25 protein-coding genes and 1 pseudogene are annotated in these 24,186 nt (G+C 38.6%); 15 read left to right on the forward strand and 11 right to left on the reverse strand.

The genetic code is table 11. The features are described from left to right. Window positions 1–17 precede the first annotated feature (17 nt). Window positions 18–2,111 (reverse strand): DNA topoisomerase III, encoded by a 2,094-nt coding sequence (locus IHV09_RS02075; protein ID WP_197263493.1) that lies wholly within the window; start codon window positions 2,109–2,111, stop codon window positions 18–20. A gap of 191 nt (window positions 2,112–2,302) precedes the next feature. On the opposite strand from IHV09_RS02075, the gene IHV09_RS02080 reads away from it, so the two are divergent. From IHV09_RS02080 to IHV09_RS02100, 5 genes are all read left to right on the forward strand, one after another. Then, a complete protein-coding gene (locus IHV09_RS02080; protein ID WP_197127097.1) occupies window positions 2,303–3,520 on the forward strand; it encodes an MFS transporter in 1,218 nt (405 codons plus the stop codon). 189 nt (window positions 3,521–3,709) lie between these two features. After that, on the forward strand, window positions 3,710–4,264 hold the full coding sequence (locus IHV09_RS02085; RefSeq protein ID WP_197264116.1) for a bifunctional transcriptional activator/DNA repair enzyme AdaA: 555 nt from the start codon (window positions 3,710–3,712) through the stop codon (window positions 4,262–4,264). After that, window positions 4,251–5,147: a DNA-3-methyladenine glycosylase family protein gene (locus IHV09_RS02090; RefSeq protein WP_197263494.1), complete on the forward strand. Its 897-nt coding sequence runs from the start codon at window positions 4,251–4,253 to the stop codon at window positions 5,145–5,147. Before IHV09_RS02085 ends, IHV09_RS02090 begins: the two co-directional genes overlap by 14 nt. Continuing rightward, window positions 5,140–5,628, forward strand: a complete 489-nt coding sequence (locus IHV09_RS02095; protein ID WP_197263495.1) for a methylated-DNA--[protein]-cysteine S-methyltransferase — start codon at window positions 5,140–5,142, stop codon at window positions 5,626–5,628. Before IHV09_RS02090 ends, IHV09_RS02095 begins: the two co-directional genes overlap by 8 nt. A gap of 192 nt (window positions 5,629–5,820) precedes the next feature. Further along, the gene (locus IHV09_RS02100) at window positions 5,821–6,357 is read left to right on the forward strand and encodes a hypothetical protein (RefSeq protein WP_197263496.1); all 537 of its coding nucleotides are present in this window, start codon (window positions 5,821–5,823) and stop codon (window positions 6,355–6,357) included. Window positions 6,358–6,450: 93 nt separating this feature from the next. Here IHV09_RS02100 and IHV09_RS02105 read toward each other — a convergent pair whose 3' ends face one another. Then, window positions 6,451–7,629 carry a NupC/NupG family nucleoside CNT transporter gene (locus IHV09_RS02105; RefSeq protein WP_197127101.1) on the reverse strand — a complete coding sequence of 393 codons (1,179 nt, stop codon included), beginning with the start codon at window positions 7,627–7,629 and terminating at the stop codon, window positions 6,451–6,453. 191 nt (window positions 7,630–7,820) lie between these two features. Here IHV09_RS02105 and IHV09_RS02110 point away from each other — a divergent pair, with 191 nt between their 5' ends. From IHV09_RS02110 to IHV09_RS02125, 4 genes are all read left to right on the forward strand, one after another. After that, a complete protein-coding gene (locus tag IHV09_RS02110; RefSeq protein ID WP_197263497.1) occupies window positions 7,821–8,378 on the forward strand; it encodes a cysteine hydrolase family protein in 558 nt (185 codons plus the stop codon). A gap of 81 nt (window positions 8,379–8,459) precedes the next feature. After that, the gene (locus tag IHV09_RS02115) at window positions 8,460–8,933 is read left to right on the forward strand and encodes a DinB family protein (RefSeq protein ID WP_197127103.1); all 474 of its coding nucleotides are present in this window, start codon (window positions 8,460–8,462) and stop codon (window positions 8,931–8,933) included. 202 nt (window positions 8,934–9,135) lie between these two features. Further along, complete coding sequence (gene helD / locus IHV09_RS02120) at window positions 9,136–11,451, forward strand: RNA polymerase recycling motor HelD (protein ID WP_197263498.1); 2,316 nt, start codon at window positions 9,136–9,138, stop codon at window positions 11,449–11,451. Window positions 11,452–11,787: 336 nt separating this feature from the next. Continuing rightward, the gene (locus IHV09_RS02125) at window positions 11,788–12,234 is read left to right on the forward strand and encodes a DUF4385 domain-containing protein (RefSeq protein ID WP_197127105.1); all 447 of its coding nucleotides are present in this window, start codon (window positions 11,788–11,790) and stop codon (window positions 12,232–12,234) included. Window positions 12,235–12,288: 54 nt separating this feature from the next. Here the strand turns inward: IHV09_RS02125 and IHV09_RS02130 are convergent, their stop codons facing one another. After that, a complete protein-coding gene (locus tag IHV09_RS02130; RefSeq protein WP_197127106.1) occupies window positions 12,289–12,666 on the reverse strand; it encodes a DUF1428 family protein in 378 nt (125 codons plus the stop codon). Continuing rightward, complete coding sequence (locus IHV09_RS02135; protein ID WP_197263499.1) at window positions 12,663–13,514, reverse strand: alpha/beta fold hydrolase; 852 nt, start codon at window positions 13,512–13,514, stop codon at window positions 12,663–12,665. The genes IHV09_RS02130 and IHV09_RS02135 overlap by 4 nt, the downstream gene beginning before the upstream one ends. A gap of 181 nt (window positions 13,515–13,695) precedes the next feature. Between IHV09_RS02135 and IHV09_RS02140 the strand changes: the two genes are divergently transcribed. From IHV09_RS02140 to hmpA, 3 genes are all read left to right on the forward strand, one after another. After that, window positions 13,696–14,142 (forward strand): hypothetical protein, encoded by a 447-nt coding sequence (locus tag IHV09_RS02140; protein WP_197263500.1) that lies wholly within the window; start codon window positions 13,696–13,698, stop codon window positions 14,140–14,142. A 17-nt stretch (window positions 14,143–14,159) separates the two neighbouring features. Further along, window positions 14,160–14,663 carry a hypothetical protein gene (locus tag IHV09_RS02145; protein WP_197190654.1) on the forward strand — a complete coding sequence of 168 codons (504 nt, stop codon included), beginning with the start codon at window positions 14,160–14,162 and terminating at the stop codon, window positions 14,661–14,663. Between the two features lie 109 nt (window positions 14,664–14,772). Further along, complete coding sequence (hmpA, locus tag IHV09_RS02150) at window positions 14,773–15,984, forward strand: NO-inducible flavohemoprotein (protein WP_197190653.1); 1,212 nt, start codon at window positions 14,773–14,775, stop codon at window positions 15,982–15,984. On the opposite strand, the gene IHV09_RS02155 is transcribed toward hmpA, so the two are convergent. The 5 genes and pseudogenes from IHV09_RS02155 to IHV09_RS02170 form a co-directional block, all read right to left on the reverse strand. Then, window positions 15,979–16,338, reverse strand: coding sequence for a hypothetical protein (locus IHV09_RS02155; protein ID WP_197263501.1), 360 nt, complete (start codon window positions 16,336–16,338; stop codon window positions 15,979–15,981). The two genes, hmpA and IHV09_RS02155, sit on opposite strands and share 6 nt — an antisense overlap. Before the next feature lie 116 nt (window positions 16,339–16,454). Further along, complete coding sequence (locus IHV09_RS02160; protein WP_197127112.1) at window positions 16,455–17,483, reverse strand: ABC transporter permease subunit; 1,029 nt, start codon at window positions 17,481–17,483, stop codon at window positions 16,455–16,457. 1 nt (window position 17,484) lies between these two features. Beyond that, window positions 17,485–18,438 (reverse strand): ABC transporter permease subunit, encoded by a 954-nt coding sequence (locus IHV09_RS02165; protein WP_197127113.1) that lies wholly within the window; start codon window positions 18,436–18,438, stop codon window positions 17,485–17,487. A 118-nt stretch (window positions 18,439–18,556) separates the two neighbouring features. After that, window positions 18,557–18,721: pseudogene (locus tag IHV09_RS22300) on the reverse strand (DinB family protein); the annotation flags it as partial. A 3-nt stretch (window positions 18,722–18,724) separates the two neighbouring features. Then, a complete protein-coding gene (locus tag IHV09_RS02170) occupies window positions 18,725–19,204 on the reverse strand; it encodes a GyrI-like domain-containing protein (protein WP_197263502.1) in 480 nt (159 codons plus the stop codon). A gap of 255 nt (window positions 19,205–19,459) precedes the next feature. On the opposite strand from IHV09_RS02170, the gene IHV09_RS02175 reads away from it, so the two are divergent. The 3 genes from IHV09_RS02175 (at window position 19,460) to IHV09_RS02185 (ending at window position 22,325) form a co-directional block, all read left to right on the forward strand. Further along, window positions 19,460–20,812 carry a glucoamylase family protein gene (locus IHV09_RS02175; RefSeq protein WP_197263503.1) on the forward strand — a complete coding sequence of 451 codons (1,353 nt, stop codon included), beginning with the start codon at window positions 19,460–19,462 and terminating at the stop codon, window positions 20,810–20,812. 149 nt (window positions 20,813–20,961) lie between these two features. Then, window positions 20,962–21,624, forward strand: coding sequence for a hypothetical protein (locus tag IHV09_RS02180; protein ID WP_197263504.1), 663 nt, complete (start codon window positions 20,962–20,964; stop codon window positions 21,622–21,624). 503 nt (window positions 21,625–22,127) lie between these two features. After that, the gene (locus tag IHV09_RS02185; protein WP_197263505.1) at window positions 22,128–22,325 is read left to right on the forward strand and encodes a hypothetical protein; all 198 of its coding nucleotides are present in this window, start codon (window positions 22,128–22,130) and stop codon (window positions 22,323–22,325) included. Window positions 22,326–22,382: 57 nt separating this feature from the next. Here the strand turns inward: IHV09_RS02185 and IHV09_RS02190 are convergent, their stop codons facing one another. Continuing rightward, window positions 22,383–23,225 (reverse strand): carbohydrate ABC transporter permease, encoded by an 843-nt coding sequence (locus IHV09_RS02190; protein ID WP_197127118.1) that lies wholly within the window; start codon window positions 23,223–23,225, stop codon window positions 22,383–22,385. A gap of 16 nt (window positions 23,226–23,241) precedes the next feature. Further along, window positions 23,242–24,126, reverse strand: a complete 885-nt coding sequence (locus IHV09_RS02195; RefSeq protein WP_197127119.1) for a carbohydrate ABC transporter permease — start codon at window positions 24,124–24,126, stop codon at window positions 23,242–23,244. Window positions 24,127–24,186 lie beyond the last annotated feature (60 nt).

Raw genomic sequence — 24,186 nt, forward strand, 5'->3', positions numbered from 1 at the left:
GGAAGTTAGCTTTTCGTCTATTTTTTATCTTTCATCGCTGCTTTTAGAGCATCTGCTAGACTGTTTCCAAAGCCTTCATCTTCTTTGTTGTTACTATATTTCTTAAGAAGCTGGCGTTCTTCTCGCTTTGTAACTTTCTTTTTCTTATCCTCTGCTTTTTCCACTACATTACATGGTTTACACTGAAAATAAGTCCCAGCCTTTCCGTTATGCAGTTCCATCTTTTTGTGACATTGAGGACAGCGTCGGTTCGATAGTTTAGGGTCTTTACGTCGGCGATATGAACACTCACGATCAGAGCAGACAAGCACCTTGCCGTCCCGGCCTTTAACTTCTTTCAACAACTTGCCGCATTCAGGACATTTTGAACCTGTAAGGTTATGTGCGCGATATTCCTGCGAGCTCGTCTTGATTTCCATTACAAGCTGTTTTGTTTGTTTACGGATGTTCTCTAAAAACTCTTTTGGATTTCCTTTACCACGTGCTATGGCTTCAAGTTCTTGCTCCCATTTAGCCGTCAGTTCAGGTGACTTCAGCTCATCATTTACAAGATCGATCAACTGTTTTCCTTTTGGAGTAGGATGAAGCTTATTGTTTTTTCGATCAAGTACTTCAGATCCTAGAAGTCTTTCAATGATATCAGCTCGTGTTGCAGGTGTACCTAGACTGTATTTTTCCATACGAGATAAAAGGTCGGCCTCAGTAAAACGGGAAGGTGGCTCAGTGAGCTTTTTCTCCGCATTCACATCTTTAACAGAAAGGGTTTGCCCTTCTTTTAAATTGGCGAGTGCACGCGGACTTTCTTCTTCTTTACCTGACAGCACTTTAAATCCTGGATCAAGCACTAGCGTTTCACGGGCTATAAATGTTTCACCTGCAACGTTTAATGTAGCGGTCAACGTTTCAGATCGATAAGCTGGATAGAAAAGAGCCAAAAAGCGGCGTGCGATCAAGTCATATAATTTACGCTCATCGTTATCGAGATCACCTAAGTGCAATGGTTCATCTGTCGGTATAATCGCATGGTGATCCGTTACTTTTGAATCGTTAAATACTTTCTTAGCTACTACGTTTCCTTTGTGCTTAAGTAATGGCTGCACTTCTTCACGATATCCCGAAGACATCCCTTGAAGACGATCATACATCGTATTTTCCATATCTTTTGTTAAGTAGCGGGAATCTGTTCTTGGATACGTAACGAGCTTGTATTGTTCATAAAGTTTTTGTAGTACAGAAGAGGTCTTCTTAGCAGAGAAACCGAAACGACGATTGGCATCTCGTTGTAACTCAGTAAGATCATAAGGCATCGGATGCGCTTCTGTTTTTTCTTTCTTTTGAAGTGATGCTATTGTTGCCTGTTGTCCTTTTACTCTTGCAACGATATCTGTCGTTTTTTTTTCATCAAACAGTCGTTTCTCACCATTATGTTCCCATGATGCTTTTAACATGCCAATCGTCGCATCAATCGTCCAAAAGTCTTTTGGCTGGAAAGCGTTAATCTCCTGCTCGCGGTCCAGGATCATTGCAAGTGTCGGCGTCTGAACGCGACCAGCAGATAGCGGATCGTTGTACTTTGTTGTTAACGCTCTTGTTACGTTTAGTCCGATCAGCCAGTCTGCCTCAGATCGGCAAACGGCAGATTGGTAAAGGTTGTCGTATTGCTTAGCGGGTTTTAGCTGATTAAATCCATCACGAATCGCTTTATCCGTTTGAGATGAAATCCATAATCGTTTCACAGGTTTTTGCCATCTCACTTTTTCCATGATCCAGCGAGCCACAAGTTCGCCTTCACGCCCAGCATCTGTTGCGATTACAAGCTCACTAATGTCTTTTCGTTTAGAAAGTTGTTCAACTGCACGAAACTGGTGACTAACTTGTCGGATTACTTTTAGTCCCATATGGTTTGGAATAATCGGAAGGTCTTCCAAGCGCCATTGTTTATATTGCTTGTCATAGTCTTCTGGCATCTTTAACTCAACTAAATGACCAAGTGCCCAAGTAACGATGTGTTTCGGTCCCTCAATATAACTTTTATTCTGTTGCTTGCAGCCAAGAACACGAGCAAGATCACGTGCCACACTCGGCTTTTCAGCAAGGATTAATTGTTTCATAGTGTACCCCTTTCAAACTTCTACTTTAGTCATTATAACAGAGTGTAAAAATAAGAAAAAAATGAAGATTTATATCTCCTGCATGTTTTCTAAATACTGTATACTGAATAGTGAGTCTATTTTACTTTGTTAAGTATTTTTTAATCAATATAGTGACACAGTTTCGGTATAACTGAGAGGGGAAAGGGAACATGTGGAGAAACCGGAATTTTTTAATTTTGATGTTTGGACTTGCTGTATCTAGCACAGGTCTATGGGTAGGTATTATTGGGAATCTTGAATTTTTACAGATGAATGTTGAATCATCTTTTCTACAGGCACTAATTATCTTGGCTGGGTTCCTAGTAGGAATCTTTCTTGCACCGATGGCGGGTCGAATCATTGATCGCAGCAATAAGAAAAAGATACTGATCTACGCTGGATTTGCTCGATGTGCGGCTATTTTCTTTATGTATTTGGCAATCGCTTATAACAATGTTTGGTGGATGGTCGTTTATACGCTTGTTATCGGTATATCTGGAACGTTTTCTCAGCCTGCTATGCAAACCATGTTGCCCTTAATCGTAAAAAAAGAAGAACTTTTAGATGCCAATGGTGTCAACATGAACATCTTTACGGCATCAAGGATCGTAGGTACTGCACTTGGCGGAGTGATGCTAGTTGGCATGTCGCTATTTTCTTTGTACACGGTTACTCTTATTTCATATGTAATCCTGCTTATATCTACTTTCTTTTTAGATGTGGAGGAACAGCCTAAGAAAGCAGATTCCTCAGGTAGAAAGGATAATTTCTTCAGAACGCTTGGGGAATTGTATCCCATTATAAAGAACGAACGTAAAGTTGTGTATGGTATCTTTTTATTAATTCCTGCTTACCTATTTTTATCTGGATTCAACTTAATGGTGATTGAGATCAGTGAGTTGCAGGATAATGCCGGTATTAAAGGAATTCTTTATACGACTGAAGGAGTTTGTGTATTCATTGGAACATTTTTATCAAAGAAATTCTTTAGAGATAATCCGAAGTTAAGCTATATGTTCGCTATTACCTTTGTTATCGCTGCTGCACACACATCTTTGTTTTTAGCAGATCATCCAATCATGTCGGTTCTTTCTTTCGGATTGTTTGGTCTTGCTGCTGGAACGCTGTTTCCTGTTGTTACTACCATTTTCCAGACAGATGTCCCATCAGACTATCACGGCAGATTTTTCTCTATTAAAGGAATGGTTGATAATATTATATTCCAGGTTTTGATGCTGCTAACAGGCTTGTTCCTAGACACAATTGGATTTCATAAAATGGTCATAGGGTTTGGTATTACATCTTTCTTCATTGCAACAGTCATCTATTATCAATATAAGACTAAGAGTGGATCAAATAAGAATGATAGAATGGCAGCCATTAAATAAATACGGGTTCGAATGAGAGTGGCTAATCGTCACTCTTTTTTAATACTTTGGTTCTGGGTTTAGCGTTTCAATTATAGGACCATAACAGCAAGATTGAGGACGATTTGCTCAGTTAAAATGGTTAAAATAATAAAAAGATGATTGATGGAGGTGTGGTCTGTGGGTACGATACAAATGTCTTTTGATGAGATGTGGGATAAAATTATGGAATGTAACAGGTCATATGATGGCCTTTTTTATACAGCAGTAAAAACAACAAAGATTTATTGCCGTCCATCTTGTCGTTCGCGAAAACCTAAAAAGAAAAACGTAGTATTTTATGACTCAATTTCTCAATGTGAGGAAGCAGGCTATCGAGCGTGTAAAAGATGTCAGCCAGAGATCGAACATTGTCCACAAATAAATCTGATTAGAAAAGCTACAAGTTTCTTAGTAAACAATCATCAAAAAAGAATTCTTCTACAAGATGTAGCCGAACATTCTGGAGTGAGTCCATTTTATCTCGAACGATTATTTAAAGAAGAATTGAATGTTACGCCCCGAGAATATGTGGAGAACATTCGAATAGATAAAGCGGCTTATCTGTTAAGTAACACTTCAAAAACCAGCCTGGAGATATGCTACGAATCAGGATTTCAGAGTCCATCTAACTTTTACAAAACGTTTCGCACGTATAAGAATTGCTCACCAAGTGGCTACCGAAAGTCCAGAGAAGCTAAGGTTACGAATCATGAGATGGACTGAAGAATTAGATGGAACATTGGAGATAGAGTTGCCACCGGAATTCTCCTATAGCGAATGCCTTGTTTTTCTTGAGAGATCACCAGTAGAAGTTCTTCACCACATACATGATAAACATATTTATAAGTTAATAATTGTGAATGCTGAACTGATCTTAATCAAGATCAGCTACAAAGATCACGTTCTTATCATCGAGTTCCCAGATAGGGAGCCACCTAACATGGATACGGTCGTTGAATATATAAGGAATTGGTTTGACTTGAATCAGGATCTTTCATCATTTTATGAAGCTGTTTCAGAAGACAGCCTATTACAGCCGCTCATAGAACGCTATTATGGTTTACGTATGATTGGAATTCCTGATCTTTTTGAAGCATTGACTTGGGCAATCATGGGACAGCAGATCAACTTAACTTTTGCCTATACTTTGAAGAAGAGGTTGGTTGAGAACTTTGGGAAAAAGCTAGTCCTTCATGAGAATGAATACTGGGCATACCCATCTCCTGAAATCATCGCAGATCTCCAGGTTGATGATTTAAGAAATCTCCAATTTACAACGCGAAAAGCGGAATATGTGATTGGTATAGCAAAAGAAATAGTGGAAGGTCGTCTGTCAAAGGAAAAACTGAGTTCTTCTGAAGATCCAGCTAAACAACTTATCTCCCTCAGAGGGATCGGACCTTGGACGGCAGATTATGTGTTGATGAAATGCTTACTAAAGCCTGATGCTTTTCCAGTCGCTGACGTAGGGCTGCAGAATGCCGTGATGAAACAGTTGAAATGGCAGCAAAAGCCAACAAAGAATGAATTAAAGAAACAAGCGGAAAATTGGAGTGGATGGGAAGCATACGCCACTTTTTATTTATGGAGGTCGTTATATGAGTAAGCACAATAAAGTTGAGTTAGATTCTCCTATAGGCGTTATTGAGATTTTAGGAACCGAAGACGTCGTTCAGTCCATTCTTTTCTTTGAAAAAGAGAAGGCGCATGAGAACCAAGAGGAGATTCCTGCAGTTCTACTCGACTGCAGAAATCAACTTATAGAATACTTTCAAGGTGTAAGGCAAACTTTTACGTTTCCATTCCAATATAGCGGTACTCCTTTTCAACAAACAGTCTGGAATTCACTAATTGGTATTCCGTTCGCAGAAACCGCCTCTTATCGAGATATTGCCATCACGCTTCAAAAAGAAAAAGCTGTTCGGGCGGTAGGGAATGCCAATGGCAAGAACAAGTTAAGTATTGTGGTTCCTTGTCATCGAATAATAGGTTCAAGCGGGAGCCTCACAGGTTATGCGGGAGGCTTATGGAGAAAGGAATGGCTATTACATCATGAGAAAAAGGTTAAAGAATCAAGATTAGTATAGAAAGATAACTTTTATATTAAAAGAAATAAGAACGTAAATTACAAGAATAGTTAGATAATTCAATCATATTAAGGCTTCAGGATTATTTTTAACCCTTTATAAGAAAACGGATACATTTTAATTTACAATAGTAAGAAAAAGTATTAAAATGAGAAAGTTCCAAAAAATAGAAATATATAGGGGGCTTTCTCGATGAAAAAGTTTTTAGCGGTAACAGCGGCTGCTGTACTTGCGCTTAGCGTAGGTTGCAGCAAGGAAGAAGATAAACCAAAAGAAGAGGCTAAGCCAGCGGCTGCAGAAAAGAAAGAAGATGGAAATGCTGAAAAAATCACACTTCTTAACTTTGAAGGTGATCTTATGAACCAGCTTCGTGGATACCACGCTCCATTCAACGCATACGCTGCAGGTCTTGAAAAAGAAGGCGAAGAAGCACTTCCGCAAGCAGAGCTTGATAAATTAAAAGCAGATGCAAAAGCAAGCGGTGAAAAAGCAGTTGCAGAGATTCCATCCATTGAAGTACCATCAGATCTTTCAAAAGAAAACCAAGAAGCTGTAAAAGGTTCTCTTGAAGAGCTTAAAAAATCTTATGAAGCTCGTGTAGCTGGCTTAGAAGATGAAGCTAAAGCAACTGAAGCTGATGAGTTATTCACAGGCTTTGAAGAAAAGTTGAATTCAGTTCACGAAAAATTAAAGTTGATCCCAGGTCAATTTGCTAAAGAAGTTCAATAATAGTTGATAATGCTGTCTCTTAAAGAGACAGCTGTTTTTTATATTTGGTTGATACAAAAAAAAGAAGCCGTCGGCTTCTTTTTTTTAATTTCCTTATAGAAACAGACCTGCAATTGCAGCAGATAAGATACTTACTAATGTTGCACCGTATAGAAGTTTTAATCCAAAACGAGCAACGGTATTACCTTGTTCTTCGTGTAGCCCTTTAACAGCTCCCGTAATGATACCGATAGAAGAGAAATTGGCGAATGAAACAAGGAAGACAGAAACAATTCCCACCGTTCGATCAGACATGTCTTTCGCGTATTTTGCTAGATCGATCATAGCTACAAATTCATTCGAAACAAGTTTGGTTGCCATGATTGTACCTGCAGAAACAGCTTCTGCCCAAGGGATACCAACTAAAAATGCAACGGGAGCAAATACATATCCGAGCATCGTTTGGAACGTAATCCCGAAAATCATATCAAACACATCGTTGATTAATGCGATTAATGCTACAAATCCAAGAAGCATGGCACCGACAATTACAGCTACTTTAAAGCCGTCCATGATGTACTCACCAAGCATCTCGAAAAAGGTTTGCTTTTCTTCTTCAATTTCGATGATGTCATCATCTTCAGTTACTTCATAAGGATTGATGATGTTTGCGATGATGAATCCGCCAAATAAGTTGAGTACGAGTGCTGTTACAACGTATTTTGGATCGATCATAGCCATGTATGCTCCTAGGATAGAAGCGGATACAGTTGACATGGCAGAAGTACAAAGCGTATATAGGCGATGCTTTGGTAGATGACCTAATAATTTTTTTACAGAGATAAATACTTCTGATTGTCCAAAAACAGCAGAAGCCACAGCGTTGTAAGACTCCAGTCTTCCTAAGCCGTTTACCTTACTTAGCGCAAAACCGATCCATTTGATGATGAATGGAAGAATTCTAAAGTGCTGTGCGATTCCTATTAATACAGAAATAAAGACGATCGGCAATAAAACAGTTAAGAAAAAAGGCATCGCAGCTTCATTTGCAAGGCCGCCGAACACGAATTCAACCCCTGCACCTGCATAACTTAACAACTTTTCGAACAGTTTTGAGATACCTTTTATAATGACAAGGCCAACGCCTGTATTTAATAGAAAGTATGTAAGGACAAGCTGTAACCCAAGCATAACCAAGATCGGCTTGTATTTGATCTTTTTGCGATCATTGCTGACAAGAAAGGCTAACAAGAAAACTGCTGCCACTCCAGCCAGAAAGATGATGTACTTCATTTTTCTTTTCCTCCTAAATAACTCACTTGTTGAACCTTACTATTATTAGATAATATCCTGTTTTTCGCAACTATAAAAAATTCCTTCTTTGTTAGTATTAACCATTAAACGAAATAAATAATTGAGTTGCAAGGATTTTAGTTGTTTTAGAAGAAGTATTAATGGGATAAAAGGAAAAAGGAGCGGATCATTTGAAACATGCTTTATTGGTTATTGATGCACAGCAAGAACTGATCGAGGGGAATGAGAGTGAGCAGGGAGTTTATAACAAAGAGGGATTGCTTCAAAACATAAATAGTGTAATTGAAAAAGCGAAGAAAGCCGAAGCTTCGATTGTTTTTGTTAGAGACTTAGATGTCTCTGAGGGAAGGGGACCAGGCTTTGAGGTTCATTCTGTCATTAATATACCAGAGGATGCTGAAGTTTTTGATAAAAAAGCAACGAATGCCTTTTACAACACACCTTTATTAAGTTATCTAAAAGATGAAAATATCGGCCATCTTGTTCTAATGGGTTGCAAAACAGAACATTGCATCGATACTGCTGTAAGATTCGCAACTGTCTCTGGCTTCGATGTCACCCTTGTTGAAGATGGTCACTCTACTTCAGATTCAGAAGTGTTAAAAGCAGAGCAGATCGTAAGCCATCACAATAAAGTTCTGCATGGCCACTATAATGTCGATCATTTTTCAGTTGTACGCAAGACAGAGGAAGATCTGTTCAATCCTATTCACGATAATTACCGATAAAACAAATAGCAAAACGTTTGTTTTGAAGTGAGTGTATACGTATGATGAATGGTGAAAGAGCAAATTCTAAGGAGGTTTATTATGAATCAATTAACAATTCAAAACTTTGAACTAGCGAGAAGTTTCTTTCTGAAGCAATTGGATGGTATGGATGAGTCTGCAGCAGATATCCAACCCCATGGGTTCAATAATAATATCCGCTGGCACATTGGACACGTCCTCACGACTGCGGAATACTTTATGTTCGGGTTCCCGGAACATTCTGCTAATCTACCTACGCACTATGTTGAGCTATTTAATAGAGGTACAAGTCCTGCAGATTGGAAAGGTGAAGTTCCTACACTTAAAGAACTCAAACAGCAGTTAGAAGAACAGTTAGTGCGTGTAAAAGAGATGCCAGAAGAACGCTTGTTTGAAAAGCTAGAGAAACCAGTATTCAATTTTACTACTTTTGGTGAGCTTGTGAATTTCACTGTTTTTCACGAAACGTATCACCTCGGACAAATGCATGCGATAAAAAGAGTCATCGAAAATCAAACAGCTAAACAAGCATAGTTTTTTTGAACAAAAAAACAGTGAAAACCTTTTAGGGATTCACTGTTTTTATATATGTACTTTATATACAGAAATGTGCTATTATAGAAAAGACGCACCAACTCATTGATTTTAATTATAATTGTTCCTAATTTTATTATACGATAAAACAGGAACGTGTGTCAACGATTAACTAATAAATTTTTTTGTAGGGGGAAATCGGATGACAACATGGGATCAGGAACAACGAAATGAACAAAAGCGTGTAGATCAAGTCATTCATAAACTTTCTGATGCAACAGATAAACTTCAAGATCATCTCGGAGGAAAGAAGGCAGATGTTGTTCAAATCCGAAAGAATTTTTGGTCTGATGTGACAGTTAACCTAGAAGATGCCGACGATGCGATTGAAACGGCAGCTAGCATCAAACAGCAGTCAGAGTTATTATCTGAGATTGAAAGAAGTCACACTTCTGCAGAAGCTCGACTTAAAACTTATGAAAAATTAAAAAGCTCCCCTTACTTTGGTCGAATTGATTTTAAAGAAGACGGTGAAGAGGAAACAGAACAAGTTTATATTGGAATAGCATCTTATTACGATGAAACTTCAAGTACGTTTCTTGTTCATGATTGGCGTGCGCCGATATCGAGTCTGTATTATGATCACTCTCTTGGCGAAGCTGATTTTCGTGCACCGAGTGGTACCATTGAAGGAAAGTTAGAACTAAAAAGACAATTTATGATTAAGAATGCTCATTTAACAGGAATGTTTGATACGGGAGAAGCGATCGGGGACGAATTGTTACAGCACGTATTAGGAAACCAAGCGAATACACAAATGAAAAGCATTGTGGCGACAATTCAAAAAGAACAAAATGCTATCATACGAAATACAGCAAGTGATTTACTTGTTGTTCAAGGTGCAGCAGGATGTGGGAAGACATCAGCGGCTCTTCAGCGTGTAGCATTTCTGTTATACCGAGATCGAGAAACCATTCAGTCGCACCATGTTGTATTATTTTCTCCAAACAATATGTTCAACAGCTATGTAGCTAATGTCCTGCCTGAACTTGGTGAAGAAAACATGGAACAAACCACGTTTCATGCTTATGTGGACCATCACTTAGGAGGAGACTACTCGATAGAAACACCTTTTGAGCAGATGGAGGAGCTCTTATCTGAACGAGAAGATTCAAAGCGTGTAGAAGCGATACAGTTTAAAGCATCAGTTGAATTTTTAAAAGCGATCCATCGCTATGCTGAGGAGTTAAGTACATCGGGCATTCAATTTTCAAATGTGAAATTTAGAGACCGTATCGTGATTCGGGCTAAACAGATCAGTGAATACTTCTATTCTCTCGATCAGAAAGAAACCGTTCCTTATCGAATGAAAAAGACGGTGGCATGGATTTTAGAAGAGCTGAAGAAAATAGAACGAAGAGAACGCAAGAAACCATGGGTTGAAAAAGAGATACAGCTTCTTGATAAAAATGTATACACAAGGTTGTATGAGAAGCTAGAGGAACGCAATAAATATGGAGCTGACTCATTCAACGATCTTTCAAGTGAACAAAAAGTACTTTCGGCATATGTGACGCGAATCGCCTTTAAATCACTTAGAGAGAGCATCGAACAGTTTTCGTTTATTGATATAAAGAGTTTATATGCTAAGTTGTTTCAGAAGAATAAACGATTGATTGAGGACGTGAACGTTTGGAACGAAATCTGCAATCAAACGTTGTTTAACTTGAAACAAAACCATTTAGCGAATGAAGATGCCACTCCACTATTATATGTAAAAGAGCTATTAGTAGGTTTTCAGTCAAATGCAGCAGTACGTCATGTTTTTATTGATGAAGCACAAGATTTCTCGCCGTTTCAGTTTGCTTTCATTCAGCGTATTTTCCCAAGAGCAAATTTAACGATACTAGGTGACTTGAACCAATCGATTTACGCGCATGCGTCAGATGAAACGTTCAGTATGCTTAAAAACTTATTAAACAAGAAGAATCCTGAAACGATTACTTTGCAGAGAAGTTATCGCTCTACAAAAGAAATTGTAGAGTTTACGAAAAGTCTGTTGAAAGACGGAAGCGAGATTATTCCGTTTAATCGTTCAGGTGAAAAACCCGTTATTGCAGCAGTAGATCGTGAAGAAGATCATCTTGATCAGGTGAAGGATCTTGTAGGGAATTGGTTGAACAAAGGTCATGAAACGATAGCGGTGATCTGTCGTTCGGCTAAAGAGAGCAAGGCAGTTTATGAGAAGCTGAAAGATAGTCTAGATGTGCGGCTCATGATTGATGAGGATGCTTCTTTTCAAAAAGGAGTAATCGTCATCCCATCCTATTTAGCCAAAGGAATCGAGTTTGACGCAGTAACGATCTTTGATGCATCTGGTTATCAAATTGAACGAGAACGTAAATTGTTTTACACGGTTTGTACTCGAGCGATGCATGAATTAACCGTTTTTTACTCAGGGAAACCATGTCCATTTATAGAAGGAGCATCCCAGAATTTGTATGAAGTTGTTCAGTAAAAAGTAATCGATCCGTTGTTTCTTTAAGAAGCAGCGGATTTTTTTCTCTCATAAAACCTGTTACTTTTTGTTGTTATCTTAATATGTTGCTATTGATCCATTCCTTTCTTCTTTGCAAGTTGGTTGTAGCGGAAGGTTGCCGACTCCTACGGGACGAGCGGTCAGGTGAGACTCCTAATGGCGCGAAGTGGCAGGAGGCTCACCGTTCGCCCCGTGGAAATCGAGCAATCTGCAGCGGAAACCAACTACTTTCAAAAGCAACAATGAATACGAAAACACTCTTTATTTTTGATTTCTTTCTTTTAGGGTAACGATAACAAAAAGGAGGAAAAGGAAATGGCTTTTGATTATGATCTTGACTTTGATACTATCGATTTTCGAAAACATCCTGAAAAGTATCGTGTCGGCCGTGGTGAGCAAGGGGTATTATTAGTGGAACCTTATAAGAGTGAGATCTTGCCGCATTGGCGCTTTAAGACCCCAGAAGAAGCAGAAAAATCTTCTAAGAAAATCTATGAACAGTTTCTAGACTATAAGAAAAATAATGACTTTGTTGGAGCGGATATGGCAAGGAAGTTTTTACAGATGGGATACACACGCGCAAGACGGTACACGAACTATAAAGGCGGAAGGAAGTATAATGAAGAAGGTGAGGTGAACAAACGAAAAATAGATCCTGTAAAAGCAAAATCAGCGTCAATCTTTGAGGAAAAGTGGAAATTAGCACGGACGGATGAAGAATATTTAAAAATGAAAAAAGCACATCAAAAAGAATTTGGGTAAGCATCTCCTTCTAGCAAGGAGATGCATTTTTTCATTATAGTGCTGGTCGTTCTATTATACGTTCACTACCTCAGTTTCAGAAACAAACTCACCAAAAACTAATTTTTCAAGTGGTGCTACAAGAGTTACAAATTCGTCTAAACGTTCTTTCATCTCTGGATCTTGATCGAAGTCCTCCATAGTCATGCGTGCATGTTCTTCAGATTGGAAGCGCAGAAGGCCGATCCAAAGTTCTTCTCCTTCATCAACTTGTAGTTTTTCAGAAATAGAGGAGAACCCATAATTTTTTGGAGAAGTGGATAATTTAAATATCTGTTCTGTTACACCTCCGTATTCTTGAAACTTTTTATTCGATCTTGACGATATTTCAAGGAACTTCTCTTTCACTTCAGGTTTCAATTTATAAAAATATACGAGTAGGTATGCCATCATTTAACCTCCGATTTTTTTAGCCATTTTGATAAAACTCCATCGATTACAACGCTGGGTCTGTCCCAGTGCAATAAGTGTGTCGTATTTGGCACTATATGTAGTTCGCCGTTCGCGTTCTTTCTAAACGTTTCAGCGGTCTGCAATCTCATTTCAGACAATCGCTCAGGTACGGTGGCGACAAGTAGAGTGATGCCTGGCGGAAGAAGGTGATAGATATCTTCTGTTTCGTTCAGATGCATGCCACGAATGATATGACGGGCAGTTTCACCTTTAGCGTGCCAGCAAACCTTACCTTCTCTTTCGACACCTAGATCCTTTACAGCAATATCTTTTAACGGTGACCACATCAAGTAGTTCTTTTTTTCTGCTTGGAAAAAGTCATCCCAAGAATCGAACACATACTCATCAAAATCATTTTCATAATGATCCATTTCTTCTTCTAAAGACGAAGACCATATACGCTTTGTTTGATAGCCTCCGTCGATTAAAATCGTATCCAAAACGTGTTCAGGATAACGAACCAAATAGTGAAGAGCTAGAAAACTTCCCCATGAGTGGGATAAGAGATAGAAATCGCTTACATTTAATTGTTTTAACAAACCATGCAGCCAATCAACAAGTCTAGGCATCTCATAATCCACAGCTGTGTCAAAGGGCTCAGACTTCCCGTGTCCAGGAGCATCGAATGCAATGATATAAAAATTCTTCTGTAACTCCTCGGCAACTTCTAGAAAGCTAAGACTCGTACTTCCTAATCCATGTAAGCAAACAATGGTAGGGTTTTGGGCTTCTCCCCATTCAGTAAGGTGAATCGTTTTTTCTTTATAGGTGATTAATGATCTTCTCATCTCTTTGCCAACTCCATATTAATCAATAAAGTTTCCGTTCATTCACTTTGTGAAGTTTTGTATCTTTCAATAGTATCATATTATTATAAAATCGTTTGAATAGTTTGAAAAGAACTAAAGGATATAGAACCATTAAATGGTAATATGATAGTGTTAAGTTAAATAAAGGAGGATGGTTAAAATGAATAGCAGCCAATATGTAAAGCGATCTTCGTTGCTGCTGCTAGCTATAATTCCTGTATTATTGGTGGGTTATTATTTTGCAGTAAATCATGAGAATCTGTTCTTTCTATATGAGTGGACGTTAATAGTGCTTGTACTTGGAGCAGGTTTAATTTCTTTAACCGGTGCCGTTAAAACAAAAGAAAAAGAAAAGTGGGTCTTACTTTCAATCGTAGCGTTTTGTGTTCAGTTTGCAGTTTTAGGTTTGTTTTTAGGGCCGTTGCATTATTATTCTATGTTTTTTGTGTATTATCCAGCAGCTATACTAGGGATGATTGTATTTGGAATCACGCTCTCTAAAGTGGATAGCTATCGATTCATTTCTGTTATCTTTATGATAATTTCCGTGCTGCTTATTGTATACATGATTCTCTTACAATCATTATGGGGGCAAGATCTAACGTAAAGAAAGCGGGGGATTAGATGTTACCGTGTCTTAAGAGAATAACGGTGATCACGTGGAGTCTGCTATTCTTATTAGCGGGGTGTACTTCATTCCGCTCCTCTAATGAAGTAAAAGTGACTTCTGAAATGAATGAGTTGATCTCGGATTATATCATCCAACATTATGATGGCGTATATCCCGAAACGGATAAACAGTTTGAAGTTCATAAGATCTATGGAGCGAAAGAAACTGGAGGAGTAACATCGGTCTATCTATATTCTTTGTTTTTGGGCTTTAACGAAAAAACGAAGACTGAGGGGCAGTCCGGCCATTCCGTTCCTGCCATAATCAAACTCAGGAGTGAAGGCGGCAAGTATGTGATCGCACATTATGAGGAACCGCGGGATGGAGCTGATTTTAAACGATCATTATATAAAATCTTTCCGAGAAAATACGCAGGAAAAGCATTAGAAGACACGAAAAATTCAGCAGATCTTCAAGAGGAAATGAAGCAAAAAGCAGAAATGTGGCTAAGAAAATAGCACTATTTATGTTCACAAAACGTCCTAAAGAAAAGTGATTCAAATCACACATTCTCTTTTATCATTCTTTTACGATAGAGTTGTAAGAAGAATACAAGGGGGAATTGACATGCTACAGCAAAGAACCATTGAAATTATTAAGTCAACCGTACCTGTTTTGCAAGTACACGGAGAAGCGATTACTTCCCGTTTTTATGAAATGCTGTTTCAGAAGCATCCTGAGCTTTTGAATATCTTTAACCACGCAAACCAGAAAAAAGGACGTCAACAAGCCGCATTAGCAAACGCAATATACGCAGCAGCAGCCAATATTGATAAGCTTGAAACCATTATTCCAGTCGTAAAAGGAATTGCCCATAAACATCGGAGTCTAGGCGTGAAGCCGGAGCATTATCCTGTGGTCGGTGAAAACCTGCTACTTGCAATTAAAGATGTTCTTGGAGATGCTGCAACAGATGAGATTATCAACGCTTGGGCAGAAGCGTATGGTGTGATCGCGGATGTCTTTATCGGTATTGAACGTAACATGTATAGTGATGCGGGTTGGGAAGGTTTCAGACCTTTTGCCATAACTCGTAAAGTAGAAGAAAGCTCTGTTATCACGTCCTTCTATTTAGAACCGGAAGATGGCATGCCACTTGCAAAATTTAAGCCCGGCCAATATGTGAGTATCAAGATGGATATACCAGGTCAGGAACACACACATATCAGACAATACAGCTTGTCTAACGCTCCAGGACAAAGCAGTTATCGGATCTCTGTTAAAAAAGAAATCGGTAGAGATACTGTCGATGGAATGGTTTCCGTTTATTTGCACGAGAGTGTTAAAGAAGGAGACATCCTTCATTTGAGCGCTCCAGCAGGTGATTTTTATTTAAATACAGATTGTGAAAAGCACGTTGTCCTTATAAGTGGTGGTGTGGGACTTACTCCTATGGTAAGTATGTTGAAAACTATAGCAAGTGAGCAACCGGAACGAGGAGTTACATTTATTCATGCTGCGATCAATGGCCAAACACACGCATTAAAGAAAGAAGTACTAGATATTGCAGAAGCTTCAGATCATATCACTACACACTTTGTGTATGAAAGTCCGTTAGATGAAGATCTAGACTACACAAAGAGGGGTTATATCGATCAAGGTTGGTTGAAGGAGATTTTACCTTTAAAAGATGATGCAGAATACTATTTCTGTGGCCCGATTCCATTTATGAGAGTGATAAATACAGCTCTGCAAGAGTTGAATATACCAAAAGAAAACATTCATTTTGAATTCTTTGGACCTGCCTCTGATCTACAGAAGGAAAGTATCAAGTCATAAAGAAGCAAAACACCTTCCTGAACGCGGAATACCGTAATGATAGTGAAAACGTTGTATCATCGATTTGCGTTTCACTAAGAGGAGAACCAATAAGGCCATTAGACTTATTAAAATAATCCATGCCCCTAAATAGATACCACCGATCGTAAATGCTCTAGAAATTTTTACAGAAAAGAAAATCCATCCTACAATGCCTACTGTACCTATGCATAAGTTAAGCATTAGGCTGACAAAGAAGTGGGGAAGCACCATGCCCGTATGTGATACTGTGAATTTAGCGTATTTATAGCTGATCGGTAAACCTAGTAGAAGAAACAAGGTATAAAAAATGACGTTAAGGTCTGCTTCACTCAAAGGGTTCACTCCTTTTTATTGTGTAATACTCCTTTATTCAAAAAGAACGAAAAACATGACAAATGATAAAAGACTCGATAAGGTAAATCCTTGCCTCATCGAGTCCTTCTTATACATTAATTGTCCGTTCCTGTTTTCATAATCCTATCAAACTGCTCTTGAGACAATTTCTTAACTTGTACAGGAGTTTTTGTCTTTCTTACTCTTCTTGTTCTTTTCGTGTAAGCACCTTTTGCGAGGTATTGACGTTTCATGGCTTCAACCATAAAGTTCAACGCGAGAATGGTAATTGCAAATCCTGCGAGAGGAGCAAATACGATCCAGCGATCACCACGAATTTGATAGTAGTTAGCACCGATCATGCTCGACCATTCATTGATCATAGCAACAGGCACCGTATTATTTTCTAGTGGATCGAGAGTGATAAAGTCAGTTCCACCGATAAAAACTTGTAAAATGCCAAGATGTGCTGCCAGTAGTAGGGTTGCGATTAGCTGTTGGCTGTATAGAATGCTTAATCGCGGTTTTAGATAAGGTAATACGTGTTTCCGAAGCTTGTGAATTCTGCCTCCACCAAGAACTTTAACGGAAGATATAAATTCATTCTCTAAAAACTTTGACGTTTCGTTGGCTACCGTTACCATCACGGTAGGGACTGCAATTAATATGAGAATCAGCAAAGAAAATATGGTTTGTTGATTCTTCGGAACAGACCAAGTGAAAATTTGGAGAACAGGATAGATAAGTAAATAGGCAACAATGGTTGCAGGAGCATAATAAAAGGATTCAAAGAGTTTGCTTGAAGCCCGAAGTATAGGTTTTGGCAGCTGACTCAAGATTAATCCTAGTATCGTTCCGAAAAATAGGCGAGCGAATGCGACTAAGAAGGCAAATCCTAGTGTATACTTTGCGCCGTCGATCACCTTGTGCAACATGCTGACACCAAATCGATCTGTTCCAAATGGCATTTCTTTAAAAGGAGCGATTGGTGCTGAATCAACAGGTTGTTTTTGTTCGTCAAATCGAATTTGCATCACGGGTTGTTTTTCATTCGGTACAAAATGTGAATAGATAATGCTTCCGAAAAACAAGGTGACAATAATTAGAAAGCCACTTAAAAATAATGGACTTCTCCATACAGACATCTTACGCCACCTCCTCATCATTACGCCCTAGCTTATACTCCAGAACGTAAGAGGAAAGTGTAAATAATAGATAAAACGGAACGAACATGAGCAAAACACTAACTGTAATGACATCCGGTGTCGTAGGACCGTTATCTAGCATAAAATCAGTGATGCCGGGAATCGCCATAATGGTTTCTACCATAAAGAGTGTAGAGATTAGTAACCAATACACGTTCTTTGAATAATAGAACAGACTTAAAAGTGAATTTCTTAGCATGTGAATATAAAGGATCAGCGCATATCGTATTCCTTTTGCGCGAGCAAATTCTACATACGTTTTTGAATCTTCATCATCGAGTAGAAACAGCAACGTTCTTATTAAGAAAAGAGTTGGCAAGATGCTCAAGCAAAAAATCGGTAAGAAATAGCTAGGATTTTGATCGCTATGTACGATTGGGAACAAGAGATTTCCCGTATTTCTAACATACAGAATCATGCTATATTGAATGATAACAACGATAAAGATATCGGGTAAGGACTCGAGTGAAAAAAACAAGAAACGAATTCCTTTTTGAATGCGGTCAGGTAAAATCTTGATGATTAAAGCTAGTATGATCGATGAAGCTATGGCTAGAAAGAATGCACCTAATACTAGTTTTATAGAATACAGATAAGGTTTTAAAATGGTTGGGAATAATAACTTCTCTTGTTGATATTCATAAAAAGTCACGTTTGAAAACGTTATGAGGTTTATGAACAAATCCCATATCTTATCAAGATAAGGCTCGAAAAATAATCCTAAATCCTGGTTTAAAAAGAGTGCATTCTCGAGTGCACCAGAATCTAGTAAACGAGCAACAGCTTCAATACCTTGAACATTGCTGAAGAATAGATATGGAAGTGCACCAATGAAAAAAACACCTACGATCGGCATCAAAAAATAAACAATGCGCCGAAGGACAAGCAAATACATAAAATTTTCCCCCTAAATCTCTTTATCTCTTTTTATCTAATAAAGTTAACTATAATCATTCGACATAATCCATTATTTTCCTCTAAAGAGAATAAAAAAAGCTCCCACTTGGGGAACGTTATTTGAGTATGCTTAAGTATGTTTTCCATGGACCGACGTCACAAGCATAACGCTTAGCCAGAATTCTAGTAATTTGATTAATGTGTGTAAGATCATGAACGGCCCAGGTTGAGAGTAATTGGTGTAGGGTTATAGAGCCAAACTCAGGGTGTACTCCAGTTTTATTTTATTGAATGGTATCGTACAAATCGATTTCTAATTGATTACTTACATCAAAGGTATGAAATATCTCGATGTGCCAGTTTTTAAGGAGTCTGTTATATCCATTCTTTTGTATCCAGTTGTGCAACATTTCGTAGCTGTTTTTAATTTCATCGTTTCTTCCCATATGTTTGGTCACTGCATATTTTTGAGGTGGTATGGTTAACTTCACCATGCCAGCCGGAACATCTTCATATTTTTCTACTTCAACACAAACCCAGTATCCATCTTCTTGTTTAGTTTGTGCATCAACGACGAACGCACCTATTTGTTTTGATGGATCCACGACATGCTGAATGGACGGTAATTGTGATTGCAGCGTAGTTGAAGCTTTAGGAATTTCGTAAATGTATTGATCTCCCTCACATAGCACCCTTAATCCAACTAACTTTATTTCTTTCCGTTCTTTTACAACGGGTGTTTCATAAACTGCCTTGTTGTTCATAGCAAAAACCCCTTTTTAAGACTATTTACTACTTTCTTCTAGTAAAAAAACCATTATCCTTTATTTCCCTAATAATCGGATTGATTTCCTGTTATTATCAGTTTTCTCCTACCTTTATACCGTTTATTATGAAAGCGCATACAACCTTTGGCGCAAAAGACTGTAATCTTCTTATTTATTTCATTCAAACGTGATAAACTATTGGTGAAACGTTTCGACTGATGATTTCTAAGTATGGAGAGGAGCAATGCATCCATGAAAACAAGTAAAATGATTAGCTTTGTATTAATGTTCAGTTTGTTTGCGAATGTTTTTGTAACATCATCTGCATCCGCAATTGACAGAGGAAAAGACCATGCATTTCAAATGGAGTTAAAATCAATTGCTAAGAAGACATACAAGTTTTATCAAGATCATACTGATCCAAAAACAGGTTTGACCTATGATGAGACTCGATATACAGCAGAGGGTAAGAAAGACGCAACACATACATCTCCTACAAACATTGGGATGTATATGATGAGTACGATCTCCGCTCAAGAGTTAGGTATCATCTCTAAAAAGGAAGCGGTAAAACGTATACAAGTCACGTTGAATACACTTGAAGATTTAGAAAAATGGAATGGCTTATACTACAACTGGTATAACACAAAAGATGGTTCGGTTAAAAAGGATTGGGGACAGTTCATCTCACAAGTGGATAACGGCTGGCTGTCTGCAGGGCTGATAGTAGTTGGACAAGCTTATGATGAGCTGAATCCACAAACGAGTAAGCTCGTTGAAGCCATGAATTATACGACACTATATGATCCAGAAGTGGGACAATTCCGTGGTGGATATGATGTAGCACAAGGAAAATTAACCGATCATCACTATGGGTTATTCAACACAGAACCACGTGTAGCAAGTTATATCTCGATTGGTAAAGGTGATGTGCCAAGCGATCACTGGTGGAAGATGTATCGTACGATGCCAAAAGAATGGGATTGGCAAGCACAAATTCCAGAAGGTGAAACTCATGAATATGATGGCGTTTCTGTATTTGAAGGCCATTATGAATACAAAGGTGTAAAATTCGTTCCGAGCTGGGGCGGAAGCATGTTTGAAAGTCTTATGCCTGGAATCGTATTAAATGAGGTTGAACTTGGCAAGAATGCGCTTGGGCTGAACAACAAGCGTCATGTTGAGTTACAGCAAGCTTTTGCAGAAGAAAAAGGATATAAAGCATGGGGCTTCTCTCCATCTGCAACACCAGATGGTTACAGTGAGTTTGCAGCAACACCACTAGGAACTTCTGGATACAAAGATGGAGCGACCGTAACGGCTCATGCATCTTTCTTAGCATTAGATTATGATCCAAAAGCTGTTCGAAAAAACATCAAAGCATTAAAAGAGCTCAATACGTATAGCAAGTACGGATTCTATGATTCTGTAAACGTGGAAACAGGCGAAATTGCTAAAGCATATCTCGCGCTCGACCAAGGAATGATCATGGTATCGATCGCTAACTATCTAAAAGATGGTGTGATTCGCGATTACTTCCACCAAGATCCGATTGGTAAGAAACCTGAGGATCTGTTGAGAAAAGAAAAGTTCTCTATTCAATAATTGTACGCAGCACCCAATTCCAAATGGATGAGGGTGTTTTTTGTTGGAGTTAGCTATTGTTTTGTGGGCTTTCAGGTGGAAGTGTAGAGGTTGACGGTAATCAGCAGTGATTCATAGGTGCTCTGTATGAGTTTATCAGTAAAACCGAGATGCTTATCGGTGAAAAGATACAATTTAGTGGTGAACGTGTAAGAAAAATAAAAACACGTACCGTAAACGAGGATAAAAGGGTCCAGGATTTTTATGTAGAATCTATTTTTACTGACAGCTGTACCTATCATTTATTCAGCTGGAAATTTAAAAATGGAAGTGAAGAAGAGATGTGTACAAGTTTTGTTTTGCATGTAGATCAAACGTATATTGGAATGAACTTTGATCTGTCTGAGCGGCCGATTAAAATGGCTCTATCAGGTGATAATCAGCTCCTTATTTTGCAAAAAGAAGGCGGCCGTTTCCTACCAGCCATTGGCTTTAATAAAAAAGGAATCTTTATGAATCTTCATATGGTGAACCCGAATGAAGAAGGCAAATATAAAAGGAACAAAAACAGTATACATATGATGAGGTTATTTGATGAAGTGTTGTCTGAAAAAGTAAAAACATCAGTGCTGCCTACCTATCTTCAAGAAAAAGAAATCGTGAATGTTCCTGATTATAGTGTTCAAAGTTTAATAGTTGGTCCTAACAAGAAGTCGTTCCTTGTGGAACCTGGAAGAAAATATATAGACACAGATCAGCTAGAGGATAACTTTATGGTTCTTACAAATTTTTCAGTTCGAGATGCCATGGAACATGAAGATATGACATTGTAAGGACCAGGAAGTGATCGTTATCAGCTAGTATATGGTGGATTGGTAAACAGAAGAGGTGACTTTTCCGTTGAACAAGGACTATCCATCCTGAAGCAAACCGCTCAAAGAGAAGGGGACTTTCCTACACAGTTATCTACCATATTTAGTCCAGAAGAAGAGAACATCTATTTTTCTCTTAAAGGAGATTTCAATAGAATCTATAGGTTTTCTTTCTCAGATCTGTTGATAACAACAGAGAGGGGCTTTGAGCGTAATCTAAGTTTTTTGGTAAAGAAAAAAGGAGTTTTATTGTCAGAGCTTGAGAGTTGGGGATGAAGTAAACATTGGATTGCGGTATTTTGAAGTATGAAAGCAATCAATTTTACTTTATAGTCCGTAGTATTTGATTTATAGTCCTTCAAGAAAATTTATAGTCCTTTAAATCGATTTATGGGCCTTCAAAATTGTTTATAGGCCGTTCGACAAAATTCTACATTTCTACATGACTGGTAGTGGAGGTACGTATGAAGAAAACATCGGAGAAAAGACTAAACGCTTTTTTACTATTAACTGGGATCCTGTTTCTGTACTCTATCTTTTCAAAAATGTATCATTTCAACAGCATCCTAAATGATATTGTTTATGCTTCAGGGTTCATATTTGCAATCCTCATCCATCTTCATTATAGAAAGCAAAGCAAGCTCCAAAAAGTAGACAAATAAAAACAAAAAGAACCCCCGATTACATATTCGAATCGAGGGTTCTTCAACGCCAAACTTCTATTTCATACCGGAGATGGTATAGCCTTCAATAATGTGCTTTTGGAAGATGATGAAAATGATGACGATTGGAACAACCATGAACGTTGATCCTGCCATCTGCAACGCGAAGTTTCCTCCGTATTGTCCTTTCAAAAGGCTTAATCCGACAGAGAGTGTATACAGACTTTCGTCATTCGCGATGATTAACGGCCATAAGAAGCTGTTCCAGCCCGCGATAAACGTTAGAATACCTTGAACGGCCATAATCGGTTTAGATATAGGCAGGACGAGTTGCATGAACACGCGGAACTCACTTGCTCCATCTAGACGAGCAGCTTCAAGCAATTCGTCTGGGATAGTAGACATGAACTGGCGGAACAAGAAGATGCTGAATGCACCAACCAATCCTGGCAGAACAACACCAGCCATCGTGTTCGTCAAGCCCATCTGGTTTAAGATTAAATAAACAGGGATCATCGTTACTTGTCCAGGAATCATCATTGTTGCTAGTACAAGGTAGAAAAGCTTTTCTCTTCCTTTAAACTTGTACTTCGCAAATGCGTATCCAGCCATCGCATTAAAGAAAAGTCCGACGAAAGAACAGAGGACGACGACGATCGTATTTCGTAAATAAACACCAAAGTTCATGTTCTCAAACAGGTAGATGAAGTTCTCTGTTGTAAAGGTTTCAGGCCACAGAGTCGGTGTGAGCTGAAGGACTTCACTTTCAGGTTTGAATGCAGAAAGGATCATCCAAATAAAAGGGATGGCTACTAAAAGACCGCCAAGCGTTAAGACGATTCCTGCGATCCATTGCTGCATTTTGTATGCTTTTTTCGCATCAGATACTTTTGATTTCATGTTCTCACCTCACGTCCTAAATGTCGGTATCTTTCTTTTGCAATCGGAACTGAATCATCGTGATGATAATGATCGTTACAAACAGTACAAAAGATCCTGCAGCGGCATAACCAAAGTTGCTTAGCTGGAACCCGTTGCGATAGATGAAGAGGGCAACAGATGTAGTGCTATCCAACGGTCCGCCGTTCGTCATCACGAATGGTTCCTCGAAGAACTGAATCCAACCGATCATCGTTGTGATCGATACGAAGAAGATAGCGTAACGAAGAAGAGGAATCGTAATCTTTGTGAGCTGTTTCCAGTTGTTTGCACCGTCTAGTTGAGCTGCCTCATAATACGTTTTCGGAATTCCTTGTAAAGCTGCTAAGAAAATAATCATGTTCACACCAATCGCGCGCCAAACAGCTAATGCGATCAATGATCCTTTGGCAATCGTTGGGTCTTGTAACCAGGGTATAGCAGGAATGCCGACTAAACCGAGTAGATAGTTGAACAGACCGAACTGTGGGTTGTATAGATACGTCCACACAACAGCTACTGCTACAACGTTTGTGATCGAAGGCATATAAAAAACAAGACGAAAAGCCTTGAAGATACGCGCTGTACCAAAGTTGATCAAAAGAGCGATACCAAGTGAACATGCGATAACGAGAGGAACACCGAATACGACATAAAAGACAGTGTTGCCGATCGATTTTAGAAAAATAGGATCTTTAAAGATATTGATATAGTTTTCGATTCCAATAAAGCTAATATTTGAATAGTCTGCAAGTCCAGCTAGGTCAATATCTGTAAAACTAATCACCAATGCAAGAACAATGGGAAAAAGAGAGAATAAAGCCAATAGTGCAAGCGCTGGTCCAATGAAGAGGTAAGGAGTCGTTTTTGAATAGCTTTTCATGTTTTCACATCCTTCATCGTTACCCGTGTTGATGATAAAAAGGGAACGAGCAGGATAACC

Source organism: Fictibacillus sp. 23RED33, assembly GCF_015903925.1.
GTDB classification, from domain to species: Bacteria; Bacillota; Bacilli; order Bacillales; family Fictibacillaceae; genus Fictibacillus; species Fictibacillus phosphorivorans.

What these genes read in the sequence shown, in the direction of transcription:
- IHV09_RS02090 (WP_197263494.1), top strand. Translation starts at nt 4,251, where the DNA reads ATGAGATGGACTGAAGAATTAGATGGAACATTGGAGATAGAGTTGCCA.
- IHV09_RS02195 (WP_197127119.1), bottom strand. Translation starts at nt 24,126, where the DNA reads ATGAAAAGCTATTCAAAAACGACTCCTTACCTCTTCATTGGACCAGCG.
- IHV09_RS02095 (WP_197263495.1), top strand. Translation starts at nt 5,140, where the DNA reads ATGAGTAAGCACAATAAAGTTGAGTTAGATTCTCCTATAGGCGTTATT.
- IHV09_RS02175 (WP_197263503.1), top strand. Translation starts at nt 19,460, where the DNA reads ATGAAAACAAGTAAAATGATTAGCTTTGTATTAATGTTCAGTTTGTTT.
- IHV09_RS02135 (WP_197263499.1), bottom strand. Translation starts at nt 13,514, where the DNA reads ATGAGAAGATCATTAATCACCTATAAAGAAAAAACGATTCACCTTACT.
- IHV09_RS02185 (WP_197263505.1), top strand. Translation starts at nt 22,128, where the DNA reads ATGAAGAAAACATCGGAGAAAAGACTAAACGCTTTTTTACTATTAACT.
- IHV09_RS02160 (WP_197127112.1), bottom strand. Translation starts at nt 17,483, where the DNA reads ATGTCTGTATGGAGAAGTCCATTATTTTTAAGTGGCTTTCTAATTATT.
- helD (WP_197263498.1), top strand. Translation starts at nt 9,136, where the DNA reads ATGACAACATGGGATCAGGAACAACGAAATGAACAAAAGCGTGTAGAT.
- IHV09_RS02190 (WP_197127118.1), bottom strand. Translation starts at nt 23,225, where the DNA reads ATGAAATCAAAAGTATCTGATGCGAAAAAAGCATACAAAATGCAGCAA.
- IHV09_RS02115 (WP_197127103.1), top strand. Translation starts at nt 8,460, where the DNA reads ATGAATCAATTAACAATTCAAAACTTTGAACTAGCGAGAAGTTTCTTT.
- IHV09_RS02085 (WP_197264116.1), top strand. Translation starts at nt 3,710, where the DNA reads ATGTGGGATAAAATTATGGAATGTAACAGGTCATATGATGGCCTTTTT.
- IHV09_RS02100 (WP_197263496.1), top strand. Translation starts at nt 5,821, where the DNA reads ATGAAAAAGTTTTTAGCGGTAACAGCGGCTGCTGTACTTGCGCTTAGC.
- IHV09_RS02145 (WP_197190654.1), top strand. Translation starts at nt 14,160, where the DNA reads ATGTTACCGTGTCTTAAGAGAATAACGGTGATCACGTGGAGTCTGCTA.
- IHV09_RS02075 (WP_197263493.1), bottom strand. Translation starts at nt 2,111, where the DNA reads ATGAAACAATTAATCCTTGCTGAAAAGCCGAGTGTGGCACGTGATCTT.
- IHV09_RS02125 (WP_197127105.1), top strand. Translation starts at nt 11,788, where the DNA reads ATGGCTTTTGATTATGATCTTGACTTTGATACTATCGATTTTCGAAAA.
- IHV09_RS02140 (WP_197263500.1), top strand. Translation starts at nt 13,696, where the DNA reads ATGAATAGCAGCCAATATGTAAAGCGATCTTCGTTGCTGCTGCTAGCT.
- IHV09_RS02165 (WP_197127113.1), bottom strand. Translation starts at nt 18,438, where the DNA reads ATGTATTTGCTTGTCCTTCGGCGCATTGTTTATTTTTTGATGCCGATC.
- hmpA (WP_197190653.1), top strand. Translation starts at nt 14,773, where the DNA reads ATGCTACAGCAAAGAACCATTGAAATTATTAAGTCAACCGTACCTGTT.
- IHV09_RS02180 (WP_197263504.1), top strand. Translation starts at nt 20,962, where the DNA reads ATGCTTATCGGTGAAAAGATACAATTTAGTGGTGAACGTGTAAGAAAA.
- IHV09_RS02105 (WP_197127101.1), bottom strand. Translation starts at nt 7,629, where the DNA reads ATGAAGTACATCATCTTTCTGGCTGGAGTGGCAGCAGTTTTCTTGTTA.
- IHV09_RS02130 (WP_197127106.1), bottom strand. Translation starts at nt 12,666, where the DNA reads ATGATGGCATACCTACTCGTATATTTTTATAAATTGAAACCTGAAGTG.
- IHV09_RS02080 (WP_197127097.1), top strand. Translation starts at nt 2,303, where the DNA reads ATGTGGAGAAACCGGAATTTTTTAATTTTGATGTTTGGACTTGCTGTA.
- IHV09_RS02170 (WP_197263502.1), bottom strand. Translation starts at nt 19,204, where the DNA reads ATGAACAACAAGGCAGTTTATGAAACACCCGTTGTAAAAGAACGGAAA.